Below are 16,477 nucleotides of genomic sequence, written 5' to 3' on the forward strand. Positions count from 1 at the left end.
TAAGTCTTCCACGAGCAAAGAGTCAATTATGCGTAGAATGTTCGCTACCTTACTGCGCATGGGCATTGCTGCAGGCAATTTGTATGGAGCCACCAGCAGACCCGCTTTCGGCCTGCGCGTTGCTGCAAGTTCTTGTCCGCTGGGCAGCGCGCCTCGCCGCGCACGTCCGGCGGACGGAGGATGGCGCAATCGGTCGTGGCGTCCACGGACGAGGGAGTTGGCGAAAGTGAGCGGATATGACACGAATCATGCAATGACCTCATCATCGCAGCGAGCGACGCTCACGTGGTTACACAATCCACGTCCAGGCATAGGTGTGCTTCAGCGTGGCGACGCCATCGAGGATCTCCATCCGATGTACCCCGGGAATGAGCGAAATCTTGTCGTGAATGCTGTCGATCAATGTTGACCGGTCGGCCGCGTGAAGTACGGCCACGAGGTCGAAGTGGCCGAGGACTCGAGTGAGCTGTGCAACGTCATCTCGGCGGGCAAGTGCCTTCGCCACGTTGTCGACCTTGCCTGGAACACATTCGACGAAAATGTAAGCATGCGCGCCGACGCCAGACGCAACGACGTCCGACACCGCCTGGATGCGAAAAACACGGTCAGCCAACATCTGTTTGATTCGTATACGAACCGTGCCCTCGGAGACACCTAGGTCCGCGGCGATCTGCCGGTTACTGCGTCGAGCATTCTGCTGGAGCTCCGCGATGATGGCCAGGTCCATCTGGTCAACGGTGTCGTTCGGTTGGGTCTCGGGCATGCTGCCCGAGTCCACCCCGAACAGCGCCCATTTCGAGTCGTACTTGACCACGTCAAGGGCTATGTTGCCGAAAACCCTCCCTGTCCCCTTAATTTTCGGGAGGACGGTTCCGAACAACTCGGCGAGATGACGACGGTCGCGGCCCAACAGCCCCACGACAATGTCGTAGCGGCCGGTGCAAACGGTCACGCCGATTGTTTCCGGCAGCCTCGCCAGGTCTGCGGCGACAGGATTCACCGATCTGCCGACTACCTTGATCATGGCGAAGGCGAACTCGCGGTGTCCGAACAAGCGGATGTCGGTGATTGCGACGACACGCATCACCTCCGCCTCCTCCATCCGGCGAAGCCGCGCGGCGATGGTCACCTCGTTTACGCCGAGCCGAGCGGCGAGTGCCCGATTTCCGGCACGGCCGTCCTGCCTCAGTTCGTCGATTAAGGCGAGGTCTAGCTCGTCGAGTTCGAATGGCGTCCCGATGAACTCTCGATCCGCCTGCACGCCGCGCTTGGCGCTAGGTCCTTGTGCAGTGGCCACTCATTTTCCCGGTTGTCATCGACGTGAGATCTATCCGGGCCTCACTGTACGCAACCGGACAACCGCTGATGCGCAGGTTGGAGTCGTGTTGTTGCGCGTTCTGTTGCGAGAGTGCCCACGCCTCCGCGAGCGATTCGGAGATTCGCGGGTCCACGTCTGTGCCTGAGCGCCTTGGCCGAGGCGCCCTCTGCCGCAAGCGGATCTGTCCTTCCAGCACTACCAGTACGGCTGGTCACAATTCGGACGTGCGCATAAGCGGCCCGGGTTGTCTATGTCTTCAAGCCAGGTGGAGCGTGTGCGCCTGATCGGGAGGAGGCGCATCCGACAGGCGGCGTATGAGGATTCGCGTTTGGGCTTCGCGCTATTCATACATTGGATCGATTCCGGCGCCCGCGGCTCATCCGGGCGGGGGCGACAGCGATCCCTTGACTCGCGCGCTCCTAAGTGCGACAGTGATGTCGCACTTAGGAGCCCTCGCCGGGGAGGCTGAGCATGTCGGATCCAGTGTCCGAACCTAAATCTCAACTTCGCCCGTTGACGATGCAGCGCCTGACGATAGCGTGGCCGATTCTCGGTGGCGCTTCGCTACTTCTTGCGTTTTACGTGCTCGGGAAATGGTTTGTGGGCGGCGTGTCGTCCGTCCCGCCCGGCGACGATCCGATGCCCGCAACGAAACTGATGCTCATCCATGCGCTTGAGTGGGGTCAGTTCGCGGCTTTCGTCGCGATCTTCTGGTTTGTCGTACTTCGCCCATTGATCCAACGTCGGCCTCTTGGGTTTGACGGACTGTTTGTCATCGCAGCCCTTGCCTCAACCTCTGGGATGTTCTCGACAACTACTGGGTGTTTGCGTTTCAGTACAACGCACACCAGTTGAATGTCGGATCGTGGGGCGGTTTCATTCCCGGATGGAACAGCGCCGAGCCCCAGCTATGGGCTGTTCCAATCGCATTCGTGTTTGGTGCCTACACGTGGGCCTTCTTTCTGGCCGTTCGCTCTGGCTGTCGACTATTGGATTACGTGAGGGATAAGCACCCGACTTGGGGACCGGCTCGTGCGTTCGGGTTGGTGTTTGTGTCCAACATGCTTATTAGCGGGGTTTCGGAAAATGTTTACCTTCGGCTTGGCGCCATCGCCAACATCAGTCCTTATGAACCACTGACTCTTTGGGATGGGACCGTCCATGCTTGGCCCGTCTACAACCCCGTTCTGTTTTCACTTGCCTGGACCACGCTGACTGCCCTCAGGTGGTATCGCGACAAGGATGGGTTGTCCTTCGTTGAACGTGGCTTGCCCTTGGTAGGCACGCAGCGGCGGCCCGCCACGTTTGTGCGGTTCTTAGCCATCTTCGCCTTCGCCGAAGTCACCTACATCCTTTTGTATTTCGTGCCATTCAATATTTTCGCTGCCATGCGTACAGCACCGCCGAACGTTTTTCCGTCGTACTTTCCGGTGCCTTAGCGGAATTCTTGCGCAGACGGGCGTGGCCGCAATCCGCATCGGGGCCGGCCCGCGACGGCCTGAAACCTGCCTTCTGCCTAATGATTCGCGTCCAGGGAGTTAAAACAGTTGCGCCCGCGGTCAAGACGGCCGTCGGGTTAAGCGAGAATGAGCACATGTCTTCTCGTCCCCGCCGCGCCGACGCGCGCGTGGCGAACGAGCGCATTCTCGCCGCCGCGGTGAGCACGCTCGGGGCCGACCCAGCGGCCTCGCTGGAGCGTCTCGCGCAAGTGGCGGGCGTGCACCGCGCCACCGTGTACCGACACTTCCCCTCGCGCGAGCACCTGATTGCTGCGGTGGCCGCGCGCGCTGTTACTGAAGGCCGCGTGGTCGTCGAGCGCGCGGCAGAGCTATACCCCGACGAGCGCGCGGTCTATCGTCTTGCGGCCGACACTGCGCAATTCGGCAATAGGTACTCGTTTCTGATCGGTACACCAGACGTGGCGGCGGCCGGGCCGGATCCGATCGGACTCTCCGCGCTGATGACGACATGGCAATCCAAGCGCGTGTTGCGAAACGACGTCAGCCCCGAGTGGCTGGCGGCGGCGTTTATCGCCTTGGCTCACGCGCTACTGACACCAGGGGTGCTCCCACCCGGGCATGAACCACACGAGGTACTGGCTGAGATGTTTCTGCGCGGCGCGTCGGCGGGTTGATTCCCGCTCTCGGGTCAAGATGGGCGGTCGACTTATCGCCTGAGTATCCGCCCCACTGACGCGGCGGCGATCTCATTCGTATAGACCCGGTCGGCAGATTCCTCGCCAAACGCTTGACCGGATCCAACGCACGCGGTGACGTCGTCGAGATGACGCGTCGGCTGCGCATTGAGATGCCGCGGCACGTCGGGCCGCTGCTCGACGTCATGGCCGTCTACTCGGTAGAACAAGGCCTGCCCAACGTCGCGCCCCTTGCCGTCACAGTGCTTTGGGGCACAGATGATCGCATTTCACCGCGATGGCACTCTGATGTGGTTGCCGGCGCCCTCGGCGCTAGGTTGGACGTGCTTGCAGGTGTTGGGCACATGGTCAATTGGCCCCAAGCGATATTCGACGCGATTGTTTCCGCACCTCCCACAGGCAACGAGTGTCCACGATAATCCGTGGTACACCGCGTAGTACGACGTGTTGATCACCCAGATCGAGCGATTGATTGACAATCTGGTCCGCAGCACTGGTGACTCCACATCGCAGGCCACCAACAGATCGCCGACGCGGTGCTCGCTAACCTCGATGAGTCTCTGCAGTCTCTGATCCGCTCGCCCAGGTTCTGGCTGTGAATACCAACCACTTCGGGGGCCAGTGCCAGTACTTCCCGGTTTATCACGGCGAGGCGTTCTATTGGCCCTGCCAGCTGCAGCACGAAGCGCGAGACATCGTCGGGCAGCGCGGCCAGTGGCGCCGCGGCGGACTGCAGATCGGACTTATCGAGCAGCGTGATCGCGGCGGTCGCTGCGGCCGCACTTTCGATCACCGATGTGGCGATGCCTCCCATTGCGCCGGCAACGATGTTGTGTTGCAACTGCTTTCGGTATCGTGTGGCGAGGTCGGCCGGTAACAACAGGTCGTCGAGGTAGGAGCCTTTGGTGGCCGAAAGGATGCCGCGTCCGAGAAGGCGGATATCCCCCAGGACGTCGGGCACTGCGGTGGGATGGTCGGCGTAGAGCCCGAAAAGGCCCAGTTCACCAGCGAGCAGACTGTCCAGGACGCGTTGGGCAAGCATTGCGGGGTGGGCAGGCGACAAGGCAATGACGGCGGTGTCGGCCAAGTCGGCGTCGCAGCGCGGTCGGCGTCGCCCCGTGGACGTTGGATCCGGGTAGGCACAGTGAACGGGGCGCGGCGGCACCGCGTCGATAGGTTGCGGCGCCCGTTGTCGTCGGCCGCATCGTGGGCAGCGCTCCGAGAGCAGGCAGTGATGCTGCAGGCAGGCGAAACTCCACAGCAAGCGCCACCGCAGCAGCCATGCTCCCCCGCTGGCGGCCAGGCAGTGCGGGCAGAAGCGCCACCCGTCTCCGTGGTGGCCCGGCGTGACGGCCGTAAACGTTGGTGCCGCATCCGGGCGGCGGGTCACCGCCGGCAGATAGCGGGCCAGTGTCATCGCCTGAATCTGTGTCGGCGTGACACCGGTTGCGGCGCTGATTCTTTGCGCGGTGTCATTCGTGACAGCGACAGTGCTGATGCAATCGCGCAGATCTCTGATCGTGTCCAGGCCCAGATGCTGGTATAGATCAGTGAGTGCGATGCCGTGGCGCACTGCCGTGGCTTGCAGCCAGGAATCCAGCGCTTCGCCCGGCACGGGTGCGGTGGCCAGCGGCAGAGCGCGGACCGTGGTCATGGTGGCGGCGCTGTTCGCAGGCGTGTAGTTTTTCGGCCGGTGCGAAACGCTGCTTGCAGCTCGCGGCGGCCTAGTTCGGCGGCGCTGTCGATGCGGCACGTGTCGATCAGGTCGGCGGTGAGTTTCTCGGTGCCGGTGCGCATGGCTTTTTGGCAGGCCAGCCTGATCAGCGCCATCAGCGATCCGATGTGACCGGTGCTGCGCACGAACAGCTGATCGGATAGGTCATCGGCCAGCATGCCTGGATACTTCTGGGTCAACAGCAGTCGTTGTTCCAGGGTGAGCAGCACGTCGCGCCACCGCCGCCGCTGCGTCTCGGTATCGACGCCAAACGGTGACATGTCCACCGGCGTCGTGCAGCGCAGCAGCTGCTCCATCTCGTGGTCGCGATAGGCGTTGCGGTCATCGAGGAGCGCGTTGCGTTCGTGCAGCCCGATACCGATCAGAAGCACAGTCAGTGGGAATTCGTTGGCGATGTATTTGAACTGGTTACTCAGGTCGGTCATCCGCTCATGGCGGCCCCGCAAGAAGTGCAGGTCGTCGATGATCAGCAGCCGTGTCTCACACGACCACACATCATCGAGCGCGCATCGCAGAAGCTGCTGTGCGCTGGCCCGAGACACGCCGGGATGGGCATAGAAATCGCACAACGCGGCGTTGAATTCGCGGGTTCCGGTGGAGGCGGTCATACCGATCCGGCACACCGGCCACCGCTCGTCGCCCGCGCGGGTGGTCGCTCCGTAGCGCTCGATGTGTCGCAGGTGTAGGCGCTTTCCGAAGACCCGCGCTACTGTGCTTTTTCCCAAGCCGGGCAGGCCGCTGAGCGCGATCAGGGGTTTGGCGTCCTCACCGGTCTGGCAGTTGCACGCCACGAAGTCTTCGAGTTGCTCCAGCACCGATTGGCATTCGGCGGTCATGACCGTGCCCATCTGAGCGTGCCAACGGCGCCGCTGATCGTTGTAGTCTTCTTTGGCCGCCCGACCTAGTTGCCGAAGTCGTCTGTTGGACAACGGTTCTGGCCTGATGAGCGGCGGTGCCTCAACCATTGCGCGCCATCCCTCTTTGCGCGCCAAGGTCAGGTTGTCCAGGTATTCACGCGGGTTTCGGTTGTCCGATCTGCCGCGTGCTCGCACGGCGGCTGTCTGCGTCGACCGCGGAGGGGCTTGTTCTGTCATTGCACCTCCAATACACCGTCGTAGAAGCTGCCATGCTCTAACGGCGGTTCATCAGCATCGTCGAGTTCATCGAGCAGCTCGGCTTCGTCGTCGAGGTCATCAGCACGGCCGTCGGCGGCTCCGGCGTCAAGGCCACGCTGCCCGGTTTGGCGATCCAAGGCTGTTGTCACCGAATTTAATTCAGAGCTCGGCGACGGGGTGAGATCAGCAACGAGCGATGACTGTTCGCGGCCCACCCGCAATACCCTGCGCCGCTCGGCTATCGAGTTGCCGACGGTCAGCTTTCGGCGCTCCAGGAAGCAGGCGATAGCCAAGGGATCGTCGACATACCGGTTCTGCGCCTTGGCCAACGCCCGCTCAAACCGCAGAATTTCCTCACTCATCGGAGCATCGAGCATGTCGGCGTGCTCCCACACCAGCCGATGCCAGGCCCGCGTGCGGCCATCACGGAAGTACACCGTTCTAATGTCATCGACGTTGTAGGCGATCGGCCACTTCCCTTCCGGGTACGGGCTTTTCTCCTTCGCTCGCCCAGCAATGATGCCGCCCTTATAGATTCGCCCGTCCATTTCGATGCCGTAATGCTGGATGGTGCGCCACGCCACCGGTAGGAACTCATAGGCCAGATCTGGGTCGCGCGGTACCTCGAGGTAGCCGGCGCGCGCCACCCCGTGGACGAACATTTCCGCCGGGGTCATGTGCAGGCCAGGCACACCGATACCAGTCAGACTCTCGTGAGAAGTGTGGTGATAGATCACTGCGATCCATTCGCGGATGATCGCCTCTAGTTCATCGAGATAGAACCAGCGATCCTGTTCCGGCGACACCCCGCGGGCGAAGATGTCTTGACCCTTGTAGCCGGGCAGTTCCTGCAGCAGGCCCACTCGCAGCGTATTGAAGAACCGCTCCACTGGCCCCTTATCACGAGGTCGGCGCAACCGGGCCGGCTGTATCGAGATCCCCAGACGCTGACACACGCTGTTGAGATGCGCACTGACATAGATCCTGCCGTGATCGACTACCAACGTGTCGGGCACCACGGCCGGGGTTGCCGCCAAAACGCTATTCGCGTCCAGCACTTGCTGTTCCACAAGGACCGAGCGCGGCATGCCCCGCGGAGGCCACATTGCCTTCGCGGGCCAGTCCCGCCCCGCCGGGCGCGGCCGAAACGTCTCGTACAGTGCCGCAGCCGCATCGATCGACTTCGTTGAGACCGGGGTCAGCCGCAATCCGGTAATGCAGCGGCTGTACCAATCCATCACCACCGTCAGCTCGGCATTGATCCACCTCAAAGTGTTCTGATCCATCGCGAACACGTCCAGACGCGTCGTGTCCATCAGCACGTACTCCCCCGGCCGGGTCGGAGCCAGCTTGCCGTACACCTCCCTCGACCGTGTCGCGACGTCACGGTTGCGTTTCGTGCTGTACTTAAACAGCGGGTGCTGCTCTTCGAGCTCGCCCAGAATCCGGTAAGCGGTGCTCCGCGACGGCATCTTCACGGCACCGACACCGAACCGCGCCTCCAACCGAGCACGGGTGCGACGAATCACCAAGTCCTCATTGGGCTTCGACAGATCTACATACTCACTCATGACCTCAAGAGCCGTCTCCCGCCACCGCGGATCCTGCCGTCCGCCAATACCGGGCTGAACCGCGCGTTGCGAGACCAACCCTGCCTCTCCGTGTGCACGGTATTGCTGCACCCACCGTTCGATGGTGCGATAGGCCACGCGCTCTCCGGCAGCGCGTAGCTCGCGCACCTTTGCGTGGTAGCGCTCCGCCAACGGAATTTTGGAGCAGTACTCAGGTTTGGGCTCCCACGCCAACGCCATCGCTACGGAGCCGGAGCGGAAACCGGTCAACACCTCTCGTACGTGCGCTGCACGTTCACAAGCTTGCTGCCGGACAGCGGCAGGTACGGCTGACAAGGTCACACTAGGCGCTTCCATTGCATCCAGCGCAACCTCATCATTGTCGGGCAGGATCAAGCTGCGGTCGCATTCCAGCAGTTCACACATGGACAGGCGCCTGATCGTCTCGCCGCGTAGCGCTTTGGCGAGAACTTCCAACGACTCACCCGTGACGTGCATCTCTACGATCTCGAGGGCCATACCCTCATACATGAACCGAGTTCCGGTCCTAATCGGTGTCGAAGCCCGCGTCATCGCGGCGCACCCAAGACAGTGGAAGAACGCAACGGACCTTGCAGGTCCACGGAGAACTCTTGATTCCAAAGAGTATGCAGCAGCGCACTACGCATCAGCGGCCCAGGGCCCGCTCTACCAATTGCCCGCAGCGCGTCATCGATTCGTAGGCCGACCATAGCTCTGCGACGAAAAATGATTTCCCGCAAAGCATCTCGTGAGATGTAGCGCGAGCGCCGATAACCGGAAAGGAATCCGACGTTTCGCATCAGGACGGTGGGCGGCTCGCTATACACCCGATACTCCCAACCTGTTGAGCCTATTACCTCATGGGTCCACGCACACAGCTCTCCAGCTGCCGGGTCCTCCGCAAGGCGCCGCGCTCGAACAACATCGACCACTACCAAACCCGTTGTTGTGCGCAGCAAATAGTCCGGAATGTGGCGACGACGATGACCGTTCACCACTGCCTGCAGCAGAAATGGCTGGGCGACGATCTTGCACACCGCGCGATCGAAATCCGCCATTACCAACGCCGACAGTTCCAAACGCGACTCATAGATGACATGGTTGGCTTCCGTTGCCGCCCAATAACTGCCCGAATAGTGGCGCTGCCCCTCGTACCATCGAAAGGTCCGCCACGGCCTCGCGGTTAACAACGCGGCCTGCGACACGCCCGCTACCGACGAACGTTCAATCTCGCCTTTCGAAGGTCGCAAATCGATGGTCGCAGACTCGGCATCTACCTCGACAGCCCTGTCGCGTATCCAACCTTCAGCCAAGGATTCACCCACCCACGGCCGCCCAGCGACCGTAGCTTCGGAGCCTAGACAATCCGGCGCAGACATCGGAATACTCCGCCACAGTGGCGTGCAATCAGCTTGCCCGCTCGGCTAGGCGATCGGCAAGACCTTAAGCCCATCCGCGCAGAGCAACTCAGCCAAAAGTCATACTTATTCTCATCTAGATGGCGGATCCGCCACCATCCGCCATCTCAAATGAGAATCCGCCACGCAGAATGGGAACCTACAACCGCACCGCCGACGTGCATCGTCATCAGACTGACTTACATTAATATTGCTAATGCGTATATAGAATCTTTAGCTGTACTGATGGGCTGTAGGTCCCTAGCGTCAACCTTGTGGACTCGCCCCTGATCGTCGGCTTCCTCGCCTCGCTGACGCTGATCGTCGCGATCGGCGCGCAGAACGCCTTCGTGCTGCGCCAGGGCATCCGCGGCGAGCACGTGCTGGCGGTCGTGGCGGTGTGCGCCGTCTCCGACATGGTGCTCATCACCGCGGGCATCGCGGGCATCGGTGCACTGATTGCCGCGCATCCGGTCGCGCTCGACGCCGCAAGGTTCGGCGGCGCGGCGTTTCTGATCGGTTACGGGCTGCTCGCGGCGCGGCGGGCCTGGCGGCCGTCGGCGCTGACTCCGTCGGAAAAGGGTCCGGCGCGACTACTCGAAGCGCTGGTCACATGTCTCGCGCTGACGTGGCTCAATCCGCACGTCTACCTCGACACCGTGATCCTGCTGGGCACGCTGGCCAACGAGCACAGCGACGGGCGATGGCTGTTCGGCGTCGGGGCGGTCACCGCCAGTGTGGTCTGGTTCGTCGGCCTCGGCCTCGGGGCGCGTCGCCTCTCCGGACTGTTCGCCACCCCGCTGACCTGGCGGAGCCTCGACGGACTGATTGCCATCACAATGACGGGACTGGGCGTGTCGTTGGCGTTGTCCTGAGACAATCCGCCCATGGGGGCGACCAAGTCGGCGGTGGGTTTGCGCGACCGAAAGAAGATCCAGACCCGCGACACCATTCGGCGTGCGGCGCTGCGGCTCGTGCAGGCGAACGGGTACGCCAACACCACGATCGAACAGATCGCCGTGGCTGCCGAGATAGCGCCGAGCACCTTCTTCCGCTACTTCCCCACCAAGGAGTCGGTGCTGATCGCCAACGACCTGGATATGGTCACCGTCGACGCGCTCGCCGCCCAACCGGCAGACATGGCGCCGCTCAAGGCATTTCGGCGCTCGGTCGAGATCACGCTTGCGGCTCTCGCCTCCGCCGAGTGGCGCTTCGAGCGTGCCCGACTTCGCATCGTCCTCTCGGAGCCGGAACTGAGGGCCGCACAGATGGACGAATACCAGCGCACCGCCCGCCGGCTCGCCGAGACGGAGGCCAGGCGCACCAGCCGTGATACTGACGACCTCGAAGTGCGCGTATTCGTGGGTGCAGTGACCGGCAGCATGCTGACCGCCCTCGACGGCCATCCCTCCGGCATCGCCGACCGGATGTATCGGACACTGGACCTCCTCGAAGCTGGTATGCCGTTTACATGACCCACAAGACCGTTTTCATCACCGGTGCCGCAGCCGGCATCGGCAGGGCCACGGCGCTGGCCTTTGCCAGGAAGGGTTTCACCGTCGGTGGTTATGACATCGATGAAGTGGGGCTCAAGACGCTCGCCGACGAGATCGACGGGCTCGGCACCGAGGCGATCGTCGGCCACCTCGACGTCACCGACGCCGACGAGATGGCACAGCGGGTCGGTGAGTTCGTAAGAGCCGCAGGGGACCGGCTCGACGTGATGATCAACAACGCGGGAATCCTGCGCGCCGGCAGGTTCGAGGAGATGGACATCGCCGGCCATCACAAGGAAATCGACATCAACGCCAAGGGCGTGGTGAACGGGCTGTATGCCGCGTTTCCCCACCTGAGGACCACGCCGAACGCCGTCGTGGTCAACCTCGCGTCGGCGTCGGCGATCTACGGCCAGGCCGAACTCGCCAACTACAGCGCGACCAAGTTCTTCGTCCGGGGCATCACCGAGGCACTGGACCTCGAATGGGAGCGCCACGGCATCCGGGTGATCGCGATGTGGCCGCTGTTCGTGCAGACGGGGATGCTCGACAACGTCAAGACGGGGACCACTGAGTCGCTCGGTATCCGACTGACGGCGCAGGACATCGCCGACGCCATCGTGGCGGCCACCGAACCATCGAAGCTGCGTCGCGCCATCCACCAGGTGCATTTCCCGGTCGGCGCTCAAACCAAGGTGCTGGCGGCCGGCTCGCACTTCTCCCCCGGCTGGCTCACCCGGCTGATCAACAAGCGATTGGCGCACTCCTGATGTTCAAGATGACCGTCGTCGACGTCTTCTCCATCCGCAATCGCGGCGTAGTCGCAACCGGCCGAGTCGAAAGCGGGACGTTGCGCGTCGGCGACACCGTGCACATCAACGGCGGTCCAGGCCTCACGGTCTCCGCCATCGAGAAGTTTCGCAAACAGCAGGACGAGGCGACCGTCGGCGAAAACGTGGGAGTGCTGATCAAGGGGATCGAGAGAACCGATATGAACCGGGGCGACGTGTTGACCTCATCTTCCTCCTCATCCCCGTCCCCTACCTATGGCGAGGCGCCACCGATCTAATCGCGCTGAGCGCAACGGGTGACCTCGCGCGCGTCTCGACATACGGTGCCGCGCATGAACGAGGATTGGCTCGCCGTCATCGTCGGCCTGGGCCTGCTGGCTCTTGTACTCGCCGGAGCGATCCCGGGCAGCGTGATCCCGTGACGGAGCAGACCGCCACCGAGAACCCCGCCGAGGACCGCGACTACGGGGTCGGCTACGCGGTCGCCGGGGTGCTGCTCGTCATCGCGTTGGGCGCGGCGACCCGATTCCTCGAACAGGAGGTTCCGCAGTGGGCCAAGGGCACCCCGTTCGCCAAGGTCGCCAAGTCCATCGAATTCCCGATCTACGCAATCGCTTTGGGCCTGATCGGTAACCTCGTTCTGTCGAAACTGGCACTGCGCGACGCGCTGTCGCGGGGCTTTCGTACCGAGTTCTTCATCAAAACGGGTCTGGTCCTGCTCGGGGCGTCCATCAACCTGAAGGTGCTCGTCACCGCGGCGGGACCGGCGATCATCCAGGCGCTGCTGTTGATCACCATCGTGTTCGGTTTCACCTGGTGGCTCGGCGGAGTCCTCAAGCTGGAGGACAAGTTGCGTGCACTGCTGGCGTCGGCCGTGTCGATCTGCGGTGTCAGCGCCGCCATCGCGGCCGCGGGAGCCGTGCAGGCGAAGAAGGAACAGCTCGCGTACGCCGCGTCGCTGGTGATCGCCTTTGCGCTGCCGTCGATCTTCCTACTGCCCTGGCTCGCAGACGTTCTCAACCTTTCCGAGCCCGTCGCCGGGGCGTGGATCGGCGGCAATATCGACACCACCGCGGCCGTCGCCGCCGCGGGCGCCCTCGCCGGTGAGGACGCCCTGCAGATCGCCACCATCGTCAAGACCACCCAGAACGCGTTGATCGGGATCGTCGCGATCGCGTTGACCGCGTACTTCGCGCTGAAGGTGGAGCGCAAGTCCGCCGAGCAAGCGCGGCCCTCGCTGCGCCAGTTCTGGGACCGGTTCCCCAAATTCGTGCTCGGCTTCATCGCCGCATCGATCGTCGGCACACTGTTTCTGCAGTGGGGCGGGGACAAGTCGGCGATCACGACGGTCAACGACCTGCGGACCTGGTTCCTGATCTTCGCGTTCGTCGCGATCGGCCTGGAGTTCTCGCTGAAGGGGCTCAAGGAAGCCGGCTGGCGGCCGATTGCGCTGTTCGCTTCGGCGACAGTGGTTAACATCGTCGTCGCGCTGGGCTTGGCCGCGGTGTTGTTCGGCGGTTTCCAGGTGAGTTAGCTACTCTCGCCGGGTGCCTGCTTCGTTGTCCCGGCGGGGTTTCCTGGCGTTGACGGCCGGGGCGGTCGCGTCGTTGGCCGCGTGCGGGTCGAAGCCGGGCGAGGTCGCCAACGACGGCTCGGTCACGGTCAAGCACGTGTTCGGCGAGACCCGCGTCCCAGCGCCCCCCAAACGGGTGGTCAGCGCCGGCCTCACCGAGCAGGACGATCTGCTCGCCGTCGGTGTCGTACCGATCGCGGTGACCGACTGGTTCGGCGGCGAGCCGTTCGGCGTATGGCCCTGGGCACAGCCGAAACTCGGCGGTGCACAGCCGGTGGTGCTGAACCTCGTCGACGGCATCGCGGTGGACCAGATCGCCGCGTTGCGACCCGACCTGATCGTCGCCACCAACGCGGGGCTCGACCAAGACACCTACAACAAACTGACCGCCATCGCCCCGACGATCGCGCAGTCCGGGCAGGACGCGTTCTTCGAGCCGTGGAAGGTCCAGGCGACCACCATCGGCCAAGCGGTGTTCAAGCACGACGAGATGCAGGCCCTCATCGCCGCGGTCGATCAGAAGTTCGCTGCGGCGGGCAAGGAGAATGCGCAGTTCGCCGGCAAGAAGGTCGCGCTACTCGAAGGCGCGCTGACGCCGGACGGGCCCAAGGTGATGTCGCCCGAATGGCGCAGCGAGTTCCTCATCGAGATGGGTTTTGCCGTCGCCGAGAACGTCGAATCGGCCGACGTCCTGATCTGGACCACCGAAAGTGACGAACAACAGGCGGCCCTGCTGGCCGATCCGGAGATCAGCCGCCGTCGAAACGTCTTCACCGGCAAGGAACTGGCGGGCGCCATCGCATTCGGTTCGCCGCTGTCGTATCCGGTGGTGGCCCAGACGCTGCCGGCCCGCATCGCCGAGGTGATCGCCTGACAAGATGACCTGGTGACAGCCACCAGCACCGAGTCCGAGCACCGAGGTTTCGCAACCACGGGTTCGGCCTACTATCCGGCGTTGGTCGCGATCTTCACCGGGCTGGTGCTGATCTCGAATGTGTCGGCCACGAAGGGCATCGCCTTCGGACCGATCATCGGCGACTGGTCGCTGATCACCGACGGCGGGTTCATCGTGTTCCCGTTGACGTACGTCATCGGCGACGTGCTCTCCGAGGTGTACGGCTTCAAGGCCACCCGGCGCGCCATCTATATAGCCTTCGTGATGGAAGCCATCGCGGCGTTCACCTTCTGGCTCACCGCCTACCTGCCACCCGCGGACTTCTACACCAACCAGGCCGCGTTCGAGGCCGTCGTCAAACCGTTCACGCAGTTGATCATCGCCGGGCTCGCCGGTTTTCTCGTCGGGCAGACGCTCAACGCGTGGGTGGTGGTGCGGATCAAGGCCCGCACGAAGGAGAAGCATCTGTGGGCCCGGTTGATCGGATCCACCGTCGTCGGCGAGTTCGCCGACACGCTGGTGTTCTGCGCCATCGCCGCGGGAGCGATCGGCATCAGCACGTGGCGGGACTTCTTCACGTACGTGGCGTTGGGCTGGGTGTACAAGACCGCTGTCGAGATCGTCGTGCTGCCGGTGACCTACCGGGTGATCGCGTTCATCAAGCGCCGTGAGCCCACTTATCAGCCCGCCGTGTGAGGCTTCGTTAAGGCACCTCTGGCAAGGTTCAAAGAGCATCCGAAGAGCAGGAGTAGCCCTTCCTACTCGCGGGTAATTTGGTGCCATGAGCGTGACTGCGGATCTGATGGACGCCAACGCAAACGGCGCGGATCGCCTTGTGATCCACGACTACGGCGATCGCGCCCTGCTGTTGGAATTCGACAACACCGACGAGGTGCTGGCATGGATGTCGGCGATTCAGGACGCCAGGCTGCCAGGTGTACTGGACATCGTTCCGGCGTCGCGCACGGTGCTGATCAAGCTCGACGGTGCCGTCTACCGGGCCCCCACCCGGCAACGGCTGCGCAAGCTGCACGTCCCGACCGCGTCGAGAGAAGCCTCGACGGCAGAACCGCGCGCCGACGTCTCGATCGAGGTGGTCTATGACGGTCCTGATCTCGACGAGGTCGCCCGGCTGACGGGGTTGACCGCCGAGCAGGTCGTCGCGGCGCACACCGGAACCCTGTGGCGAGTCGGCTTCGGAGGTTTCGCCCCTGGGTTCGCCTACCTGGTCGGTGGCGACAGCCGGCTCGAGGTGCCGCGGCGTGCCGAGCCGCGGACCAAGGTCCCCGCGGGATCAGTCGGCCTCGCAGGTGAATTCAGCGGCGTCTACCCACGCGAGTGCCCCGGCGGCTGGCAGTTGATCGGGCAGACCTCCGTGAATCAGGAGCCGCTGTGGGACGTCAATCGTGAGCAGCCGGCGTTGTTGATCCCGGGTATGTGGGTGCAGTTCGTGGCGGTGTCGCGATGAGCGCGCCGCGTGCGACGCTGGAGATCCTGCAGTCGGGACCGCTGTCGCTGATCGAGGACCTCGGCAGACCGGGGCTTGCCCACATGGGGGTCAGTCGCTCCGGTGCGGCCGACCGTCGTTCGCACACCCTGGCTAATCGGCTGGTCGCCAACCCGGGCGGGTTCGCCACCATCGAGGTGATGTTCGGCGGGCTGACGGCGCGGGTGCGCGGCGGCGGCAGGGAGGGGGTCGCTATCGCGGTCACCGGGGCGGACACCAATCCCTCGGTGAACGGGGTTCCGTTCGGCACGAACAGCATTCACTACGCCCATGATGGCGAGGTGATCACGCTCGGCGCACCGCAGTCTGGGCTGCGGACGTACCTGGCGGTGCACGGCGGCATCGACGTCGAACCGGTGCTCGGGTCGCGTTCGTACGACGTCATGTCGGCGATCGGGCCGCTGCCGCTCACCCCTGGCGACGTGCTGCCGATCGGTGAGCACCGCGACGACGAGTTCCCCGAGTTAGACCAGGCGCCGGTGGCGGCGATCGAAGAGGACGTGCTCGAGCTGATGGTGGTGCCAGGGCCTCGCGACGATTGGTTCGTCGACCCGGACGTGCTGATCCGCACCAACTGGCAGGCCACCAACAAGAGCGATCGCGTCGGGATGCGGCTGGTCGGTATGCCGCTGGAGTACCGCTGGCCGGACCGTCAGCTACCGAGCGAAGGAGCGACGCGCGGCGCAATTCAAGTGCCGCCGAACGGCTTTCCGGTGATCCTCGGTCCGGATCACCCGGTCACCGGCGGGTACCCGGTGATCGGCGTGGTTGCCGACGACGACATCGACCGGGTCGCCCAGATCCGACCAGGCCAGACGGTCCGGATGCATTGGTCGCGACCCCGTCGTCCATTCGAACGCACTACATAGCGCGCCGTCACCTGGTAGAACGGCAGTGTGCACG

General features: G+C 63.5%; 17 protein-coding genes. 12 read left to right on the top strand and 5 right to left on the bottom strand.

What is annotated here, in order from left to right; all coding sequences use genetic code 11:
- Positions 1-289: 289 nt before the first annotated feature.
- Positions 290-1,297, bottom strand: coding sequence for an Lrp/AsnC family transcriptional regulator (locus G6N43_RS00645; protein WP_083152975.1), 1,008 nt, complete (start codon positions 1,295-1,297; stop codon positions 290-292).
- A 492-nt stretch (positions 1,298-1,789) separates the two neighbouring features.
- Here G6N43_RS00645 and G6N43_RS00650 point away from each other — a divergent pair, with 492 nt between their 5' ends.
- The 3 genes from G6N43_RS00650 to G6N43_RS00660 all read left to right on the top strand — a co-directional run bounded on the left by G6N43_RS00650 (position 1,790) and on the right by G6N43_RS00660 (position 3,452).
- Positions 1,790-2,173, top strand: coding sequence for a hypothetical protein (locus G6N43_RS00650; RefSeq protein WP_163657923.1), 384 nt, complete (start codon positions 1,790-1,792; stop codon positions 2,171-2,173).
- The gene (locus G6N43_RS00655; RefSeq protein WP_083152976.1) at positions 2,140-2,757 is read left to right on the top strand and encodes a spirocyclase AveC family protein; all 618 of its coding nucleotides are present in this window, start codon (positions 2,140-2,142) and stop codon (positions 2,755-2,757) included. The genes G6N43_RS00650 and G6N43_RS00655 overlap by 34 nt, the downstream gene beginning before the upstream one ends.
- A 155-nt stretch (positions 2,758-2,912) precedes the next feature.
- Complete coding sequence (locus G6N43_RS00660; protein WP_083153134.1) at positions 2,913-3,452, top strand: TetR/AcrR family transcriptional regulator; 540 nt, start codon at positions 2,913-2,915, stop codon at positions 3,450-3,452.
- Between the two features lie 472 nt (positions 3,453-3,924).
- On the opposite strand, the gene G6N43_RS00665 is transcribed toward G6N43_RS00660, so the two are convergent.
- Genes G6N43_RS00665 through G6N43_RS00680 form a run of 4 tightly spaced genes read right to left on the bottom strand, consistent with a single transcriptional unit; the run spans position 3,925 to position 9,240 of the window.
- Positions 3,925-5,127: a TniQ family protein gene (locus G6N43_RS00665; protein WP_083152977.1), complete on the bottom strand. Its 1,203-nt coding sequence runs from the start codon at positions 5,125-5,127 to the stop codon at positions 3,925-3,927.
- Positions 5,124-6,302 carry an ATP-binding protein gene (locus G6N43_RS00670; protein WP_083152978.1) on the bottom strand — a complete coding sequence of 393 codons (1,179 nt, stop codon included), beginning with the start codon at positions 6,300-6,302 and terminating at the stop codon, positions 5,124-5,126. The genes G6N43_RS00665 and G6N43_RS00670 overlap by 4 nt, the downstream gene beginning before the upstream one ends.
- Entirely contained in the window at positions 6,299-8,467 is a 2,169-nt protein-coding gene (locus tag G6N43_RS00675; protein ID WP_083152979.1) for a TnsB C-terminal domain-containing protein, read from the bottom strand. The genes G6N43_RS00670 and G6N43_RS00675 overlap by 4 nt, the downstream gene beginning before the upstream one ends.
- A complete protein-coding gene (locus G6N43_RS00680) occupies positions 8,464-9,240 on the bottom strand; it encodes a TnsA-like heteromeric transposase endonuclease subunit (RefSeq protein ID WP_234810127.1) in 777 nt (258 codons plus the stop codon). Before G6N43_RS00680 ends, G6N43_RS00675 begins: the two co-directional genes overlap by 4 nt.
- A gap of 347 nt (positions 9,241-9,587) precedes the next feature.
- On the opposite strand from G6N43_RS00680, the gene lysE reads away from it, so the two are divergent.
- The 9 genes from lysE (at position 9,588) to G6N43_RS00725 (ending at position 16,443) form a co-directional block, all read left to right on the top strand.
- Entirely contained in the window at positions 9,588-10,187 is a 600-nt protein-coding gene (gene lysE, locus G6N43_RS00685) for an L-lysine exporter (RefSeq protein WP_083152980.1), read from the top strand.
- 12 nt (positions 10,188-10,199) lie between these two features.
- Positions 10,200-10,787, top strand: coding sequence for an acyl-CoA-like ligand-binding transcription factor (locus tag G6N43_RS00690; protein ID WP_083152981.1), 588 nt, complete (start codon positions 10,200-10,202; stop codon positions 10,785-10,787).
- A complete protein-coding gene (locus tag G6N43_RS00695) occupies positions 10,784-11,578 on the top strand; it encodes an SDR family oxidoreductase (RefSeq protein WP_083152982.1) in 795 nt (264 codons plus the stop codon). Before G6N43_RS00690 ends, G6N43_RS00695 begins: the two co-directional genes overlap by 4 nt.
- Positions 11,578-11,877 (top strand): EF-Tu/IF-2/RF-3 family GTPase, encoded by a 300-nt coding sequence (locus tag G6N43_RS00700; RefSeq protein WP_083152983.1) that lies wholly within the window; start codon positions 11,578-11,580, stop codon positions 11,875-11,877. The genes G6N43_RS00695 and G6N43_RS00700 overlap by 1 nt, the downstream gene beginning before the upstream one ends.
- A gap of 140 nt (positions 11,878-12,017) precedes the next feature.
- On the top strand, positions 12,018-13,133 hold the full coding sequence (locus tag G6N43_RS00705; RefSeq protein ID WP_083152984.1) for a YeiH family protein: 1,116 nt from the start codon (positions 12,018-12,020) through the stop codon (positions 13,131-13,133).
- A gap of 13 nt (positions 13,134-13,146) precedes the next feature.
- Positions 13,147-14,046, top strand: coding sequence for an ABC transporter substrate-binding protein (locus G6N43_RS00710; protein ID WP_083152985.1), 900 nt, complete (start codon positions 13,147-13,149; stop codon positions 14,044-14,046).
- Positions 14,047-14,058: 12 nt separating this feature from the next.
- The gene (locus tag G6N43_RS00715; RefSeq protein WP_083152986.1) at positions 14,059-14,763 is read left to right on the top strand and encodes a queuosine precursor transporter; all 705 of its coding nucleotides are present in this window, start codon (positions 14,059-14,061) and stop codon (positions 14,761-14,763) included.
- Between the two features lie 85 nt (positions 14,764-14,848).
- A complete protein-coding gene (locus tag G6N43_RS00720) occupies positions 14,849-15,535 on the top strand; it encodes a 5-oxoprolinase subunit B family protein (protein ID WP_083152987.1) in 687 nt (228 codons plus the stop codon).
- Positions 15,532-16,443 (top strand): 5-oxoprolinase/urea amidolyase family protein, encoded by a 912-nt coding sequence (locus tag G6N43_RS00725; RefSeq protein ID WP_083152988.1) that lies wholly within the window; start codon positions 15,532-15,534, stop codon positions 16,441-16,443. The genes G6N43_RS00720 and G6N43_RS00725 overlap by 4 nt, the downstream gene beginning before the upstream one ends.
- The last annotated feature ends 34 nt before the right edge of the window (positions 16,444-16,477 follow it).

This window comes from Mycolicibacterium moriokaense, assembly GCF_010726085.1.
Taxonomy (GTDB): Bacteria; Actinomycetota; Actinomycetes; order Mycobacteriales; family Mycobacteriaceae; genus Mycobacterium; species Mycobacterium moriokaense.

What these genes read in the sequence shown, in the direction of transcription:
- G6N43_RS00695 (WP_083152982.1), top strand. Translation starts at nt 10,784, where the DNA reads ATGACCCACAAGACCGTTTTCATCACCGGTGCCGCAGCCGGCATCGGC.
- G6N43_RS00670 (WP_083152978.1), bottom strand. Translation starts at nt 6,302, where the DNA reads ATGACAGAACAAGCCCCTCCGCGGTCGACGCAGACAGCCGCCGTGCGA.
- G6N43_RS00650 (WP_163657923.1), top strand. Translation starts at nt 1,790, where the DNA reads ATGTCGGATCCAGTGTCCGAACCTAAATCTCAACTTCGCCCGTTGACG.
- G6N43_RS00700 (WP_083152983.1), top strand. Translation starts at nt 11,578, where the DNA reads ATGTTCAAGATGACCGTCGTCGACGTCTTCTCCATCCGCAATCGCGGC.
- G6N43_RS00690 (WP_083152981.1), top strand. Translation starts at nt 10,200, where the DNA reads ATGGGGGCGACCAAGTCGGCGGTGGGTTTGCGCGACCGAAAGAAGATC.
- G6N43_RS00660 (WP_083153134.1), top strand. Translation starts at nt 2,913, where the DNA reads ATGTCTTCTCGTCCCCGCCGCGCCGACGCGCGCGTGGCGAACGAGCGC.
- G6N43_RS00675 (WP_083152979.1), bottom strand. Translation starts at nt 8,467, where the DNA reads ATGACGCGGGCTTCGACACCGATTAGGACCGGAACTCGGTTCATGTAT.
- G6N43_RS00665 (WP_083152977.1), bottom strand. Translation starts at nt 5,127, where the DNA reads ATGACCACGGTCCGCGCTCTGCCGCTGGCCACCGCACCCGTGCCGGGC.
- G6N43_RS00720 (WP_083152987.1), top strand. Translation starts at nt 14,849, where the DNA reads ATGAGCGTGACTGCGGATCTGATGGACGCCAACGCAAACGGCGCGGAT.
- G6N43_RS00725 (WP_083152988.1), top strand. Translation starts at nt 15,532, where the DNA reads ATGAGCGCGCCGCGTGCGACGCTGGAGATCCTGCAGTCGGGACCGCTG.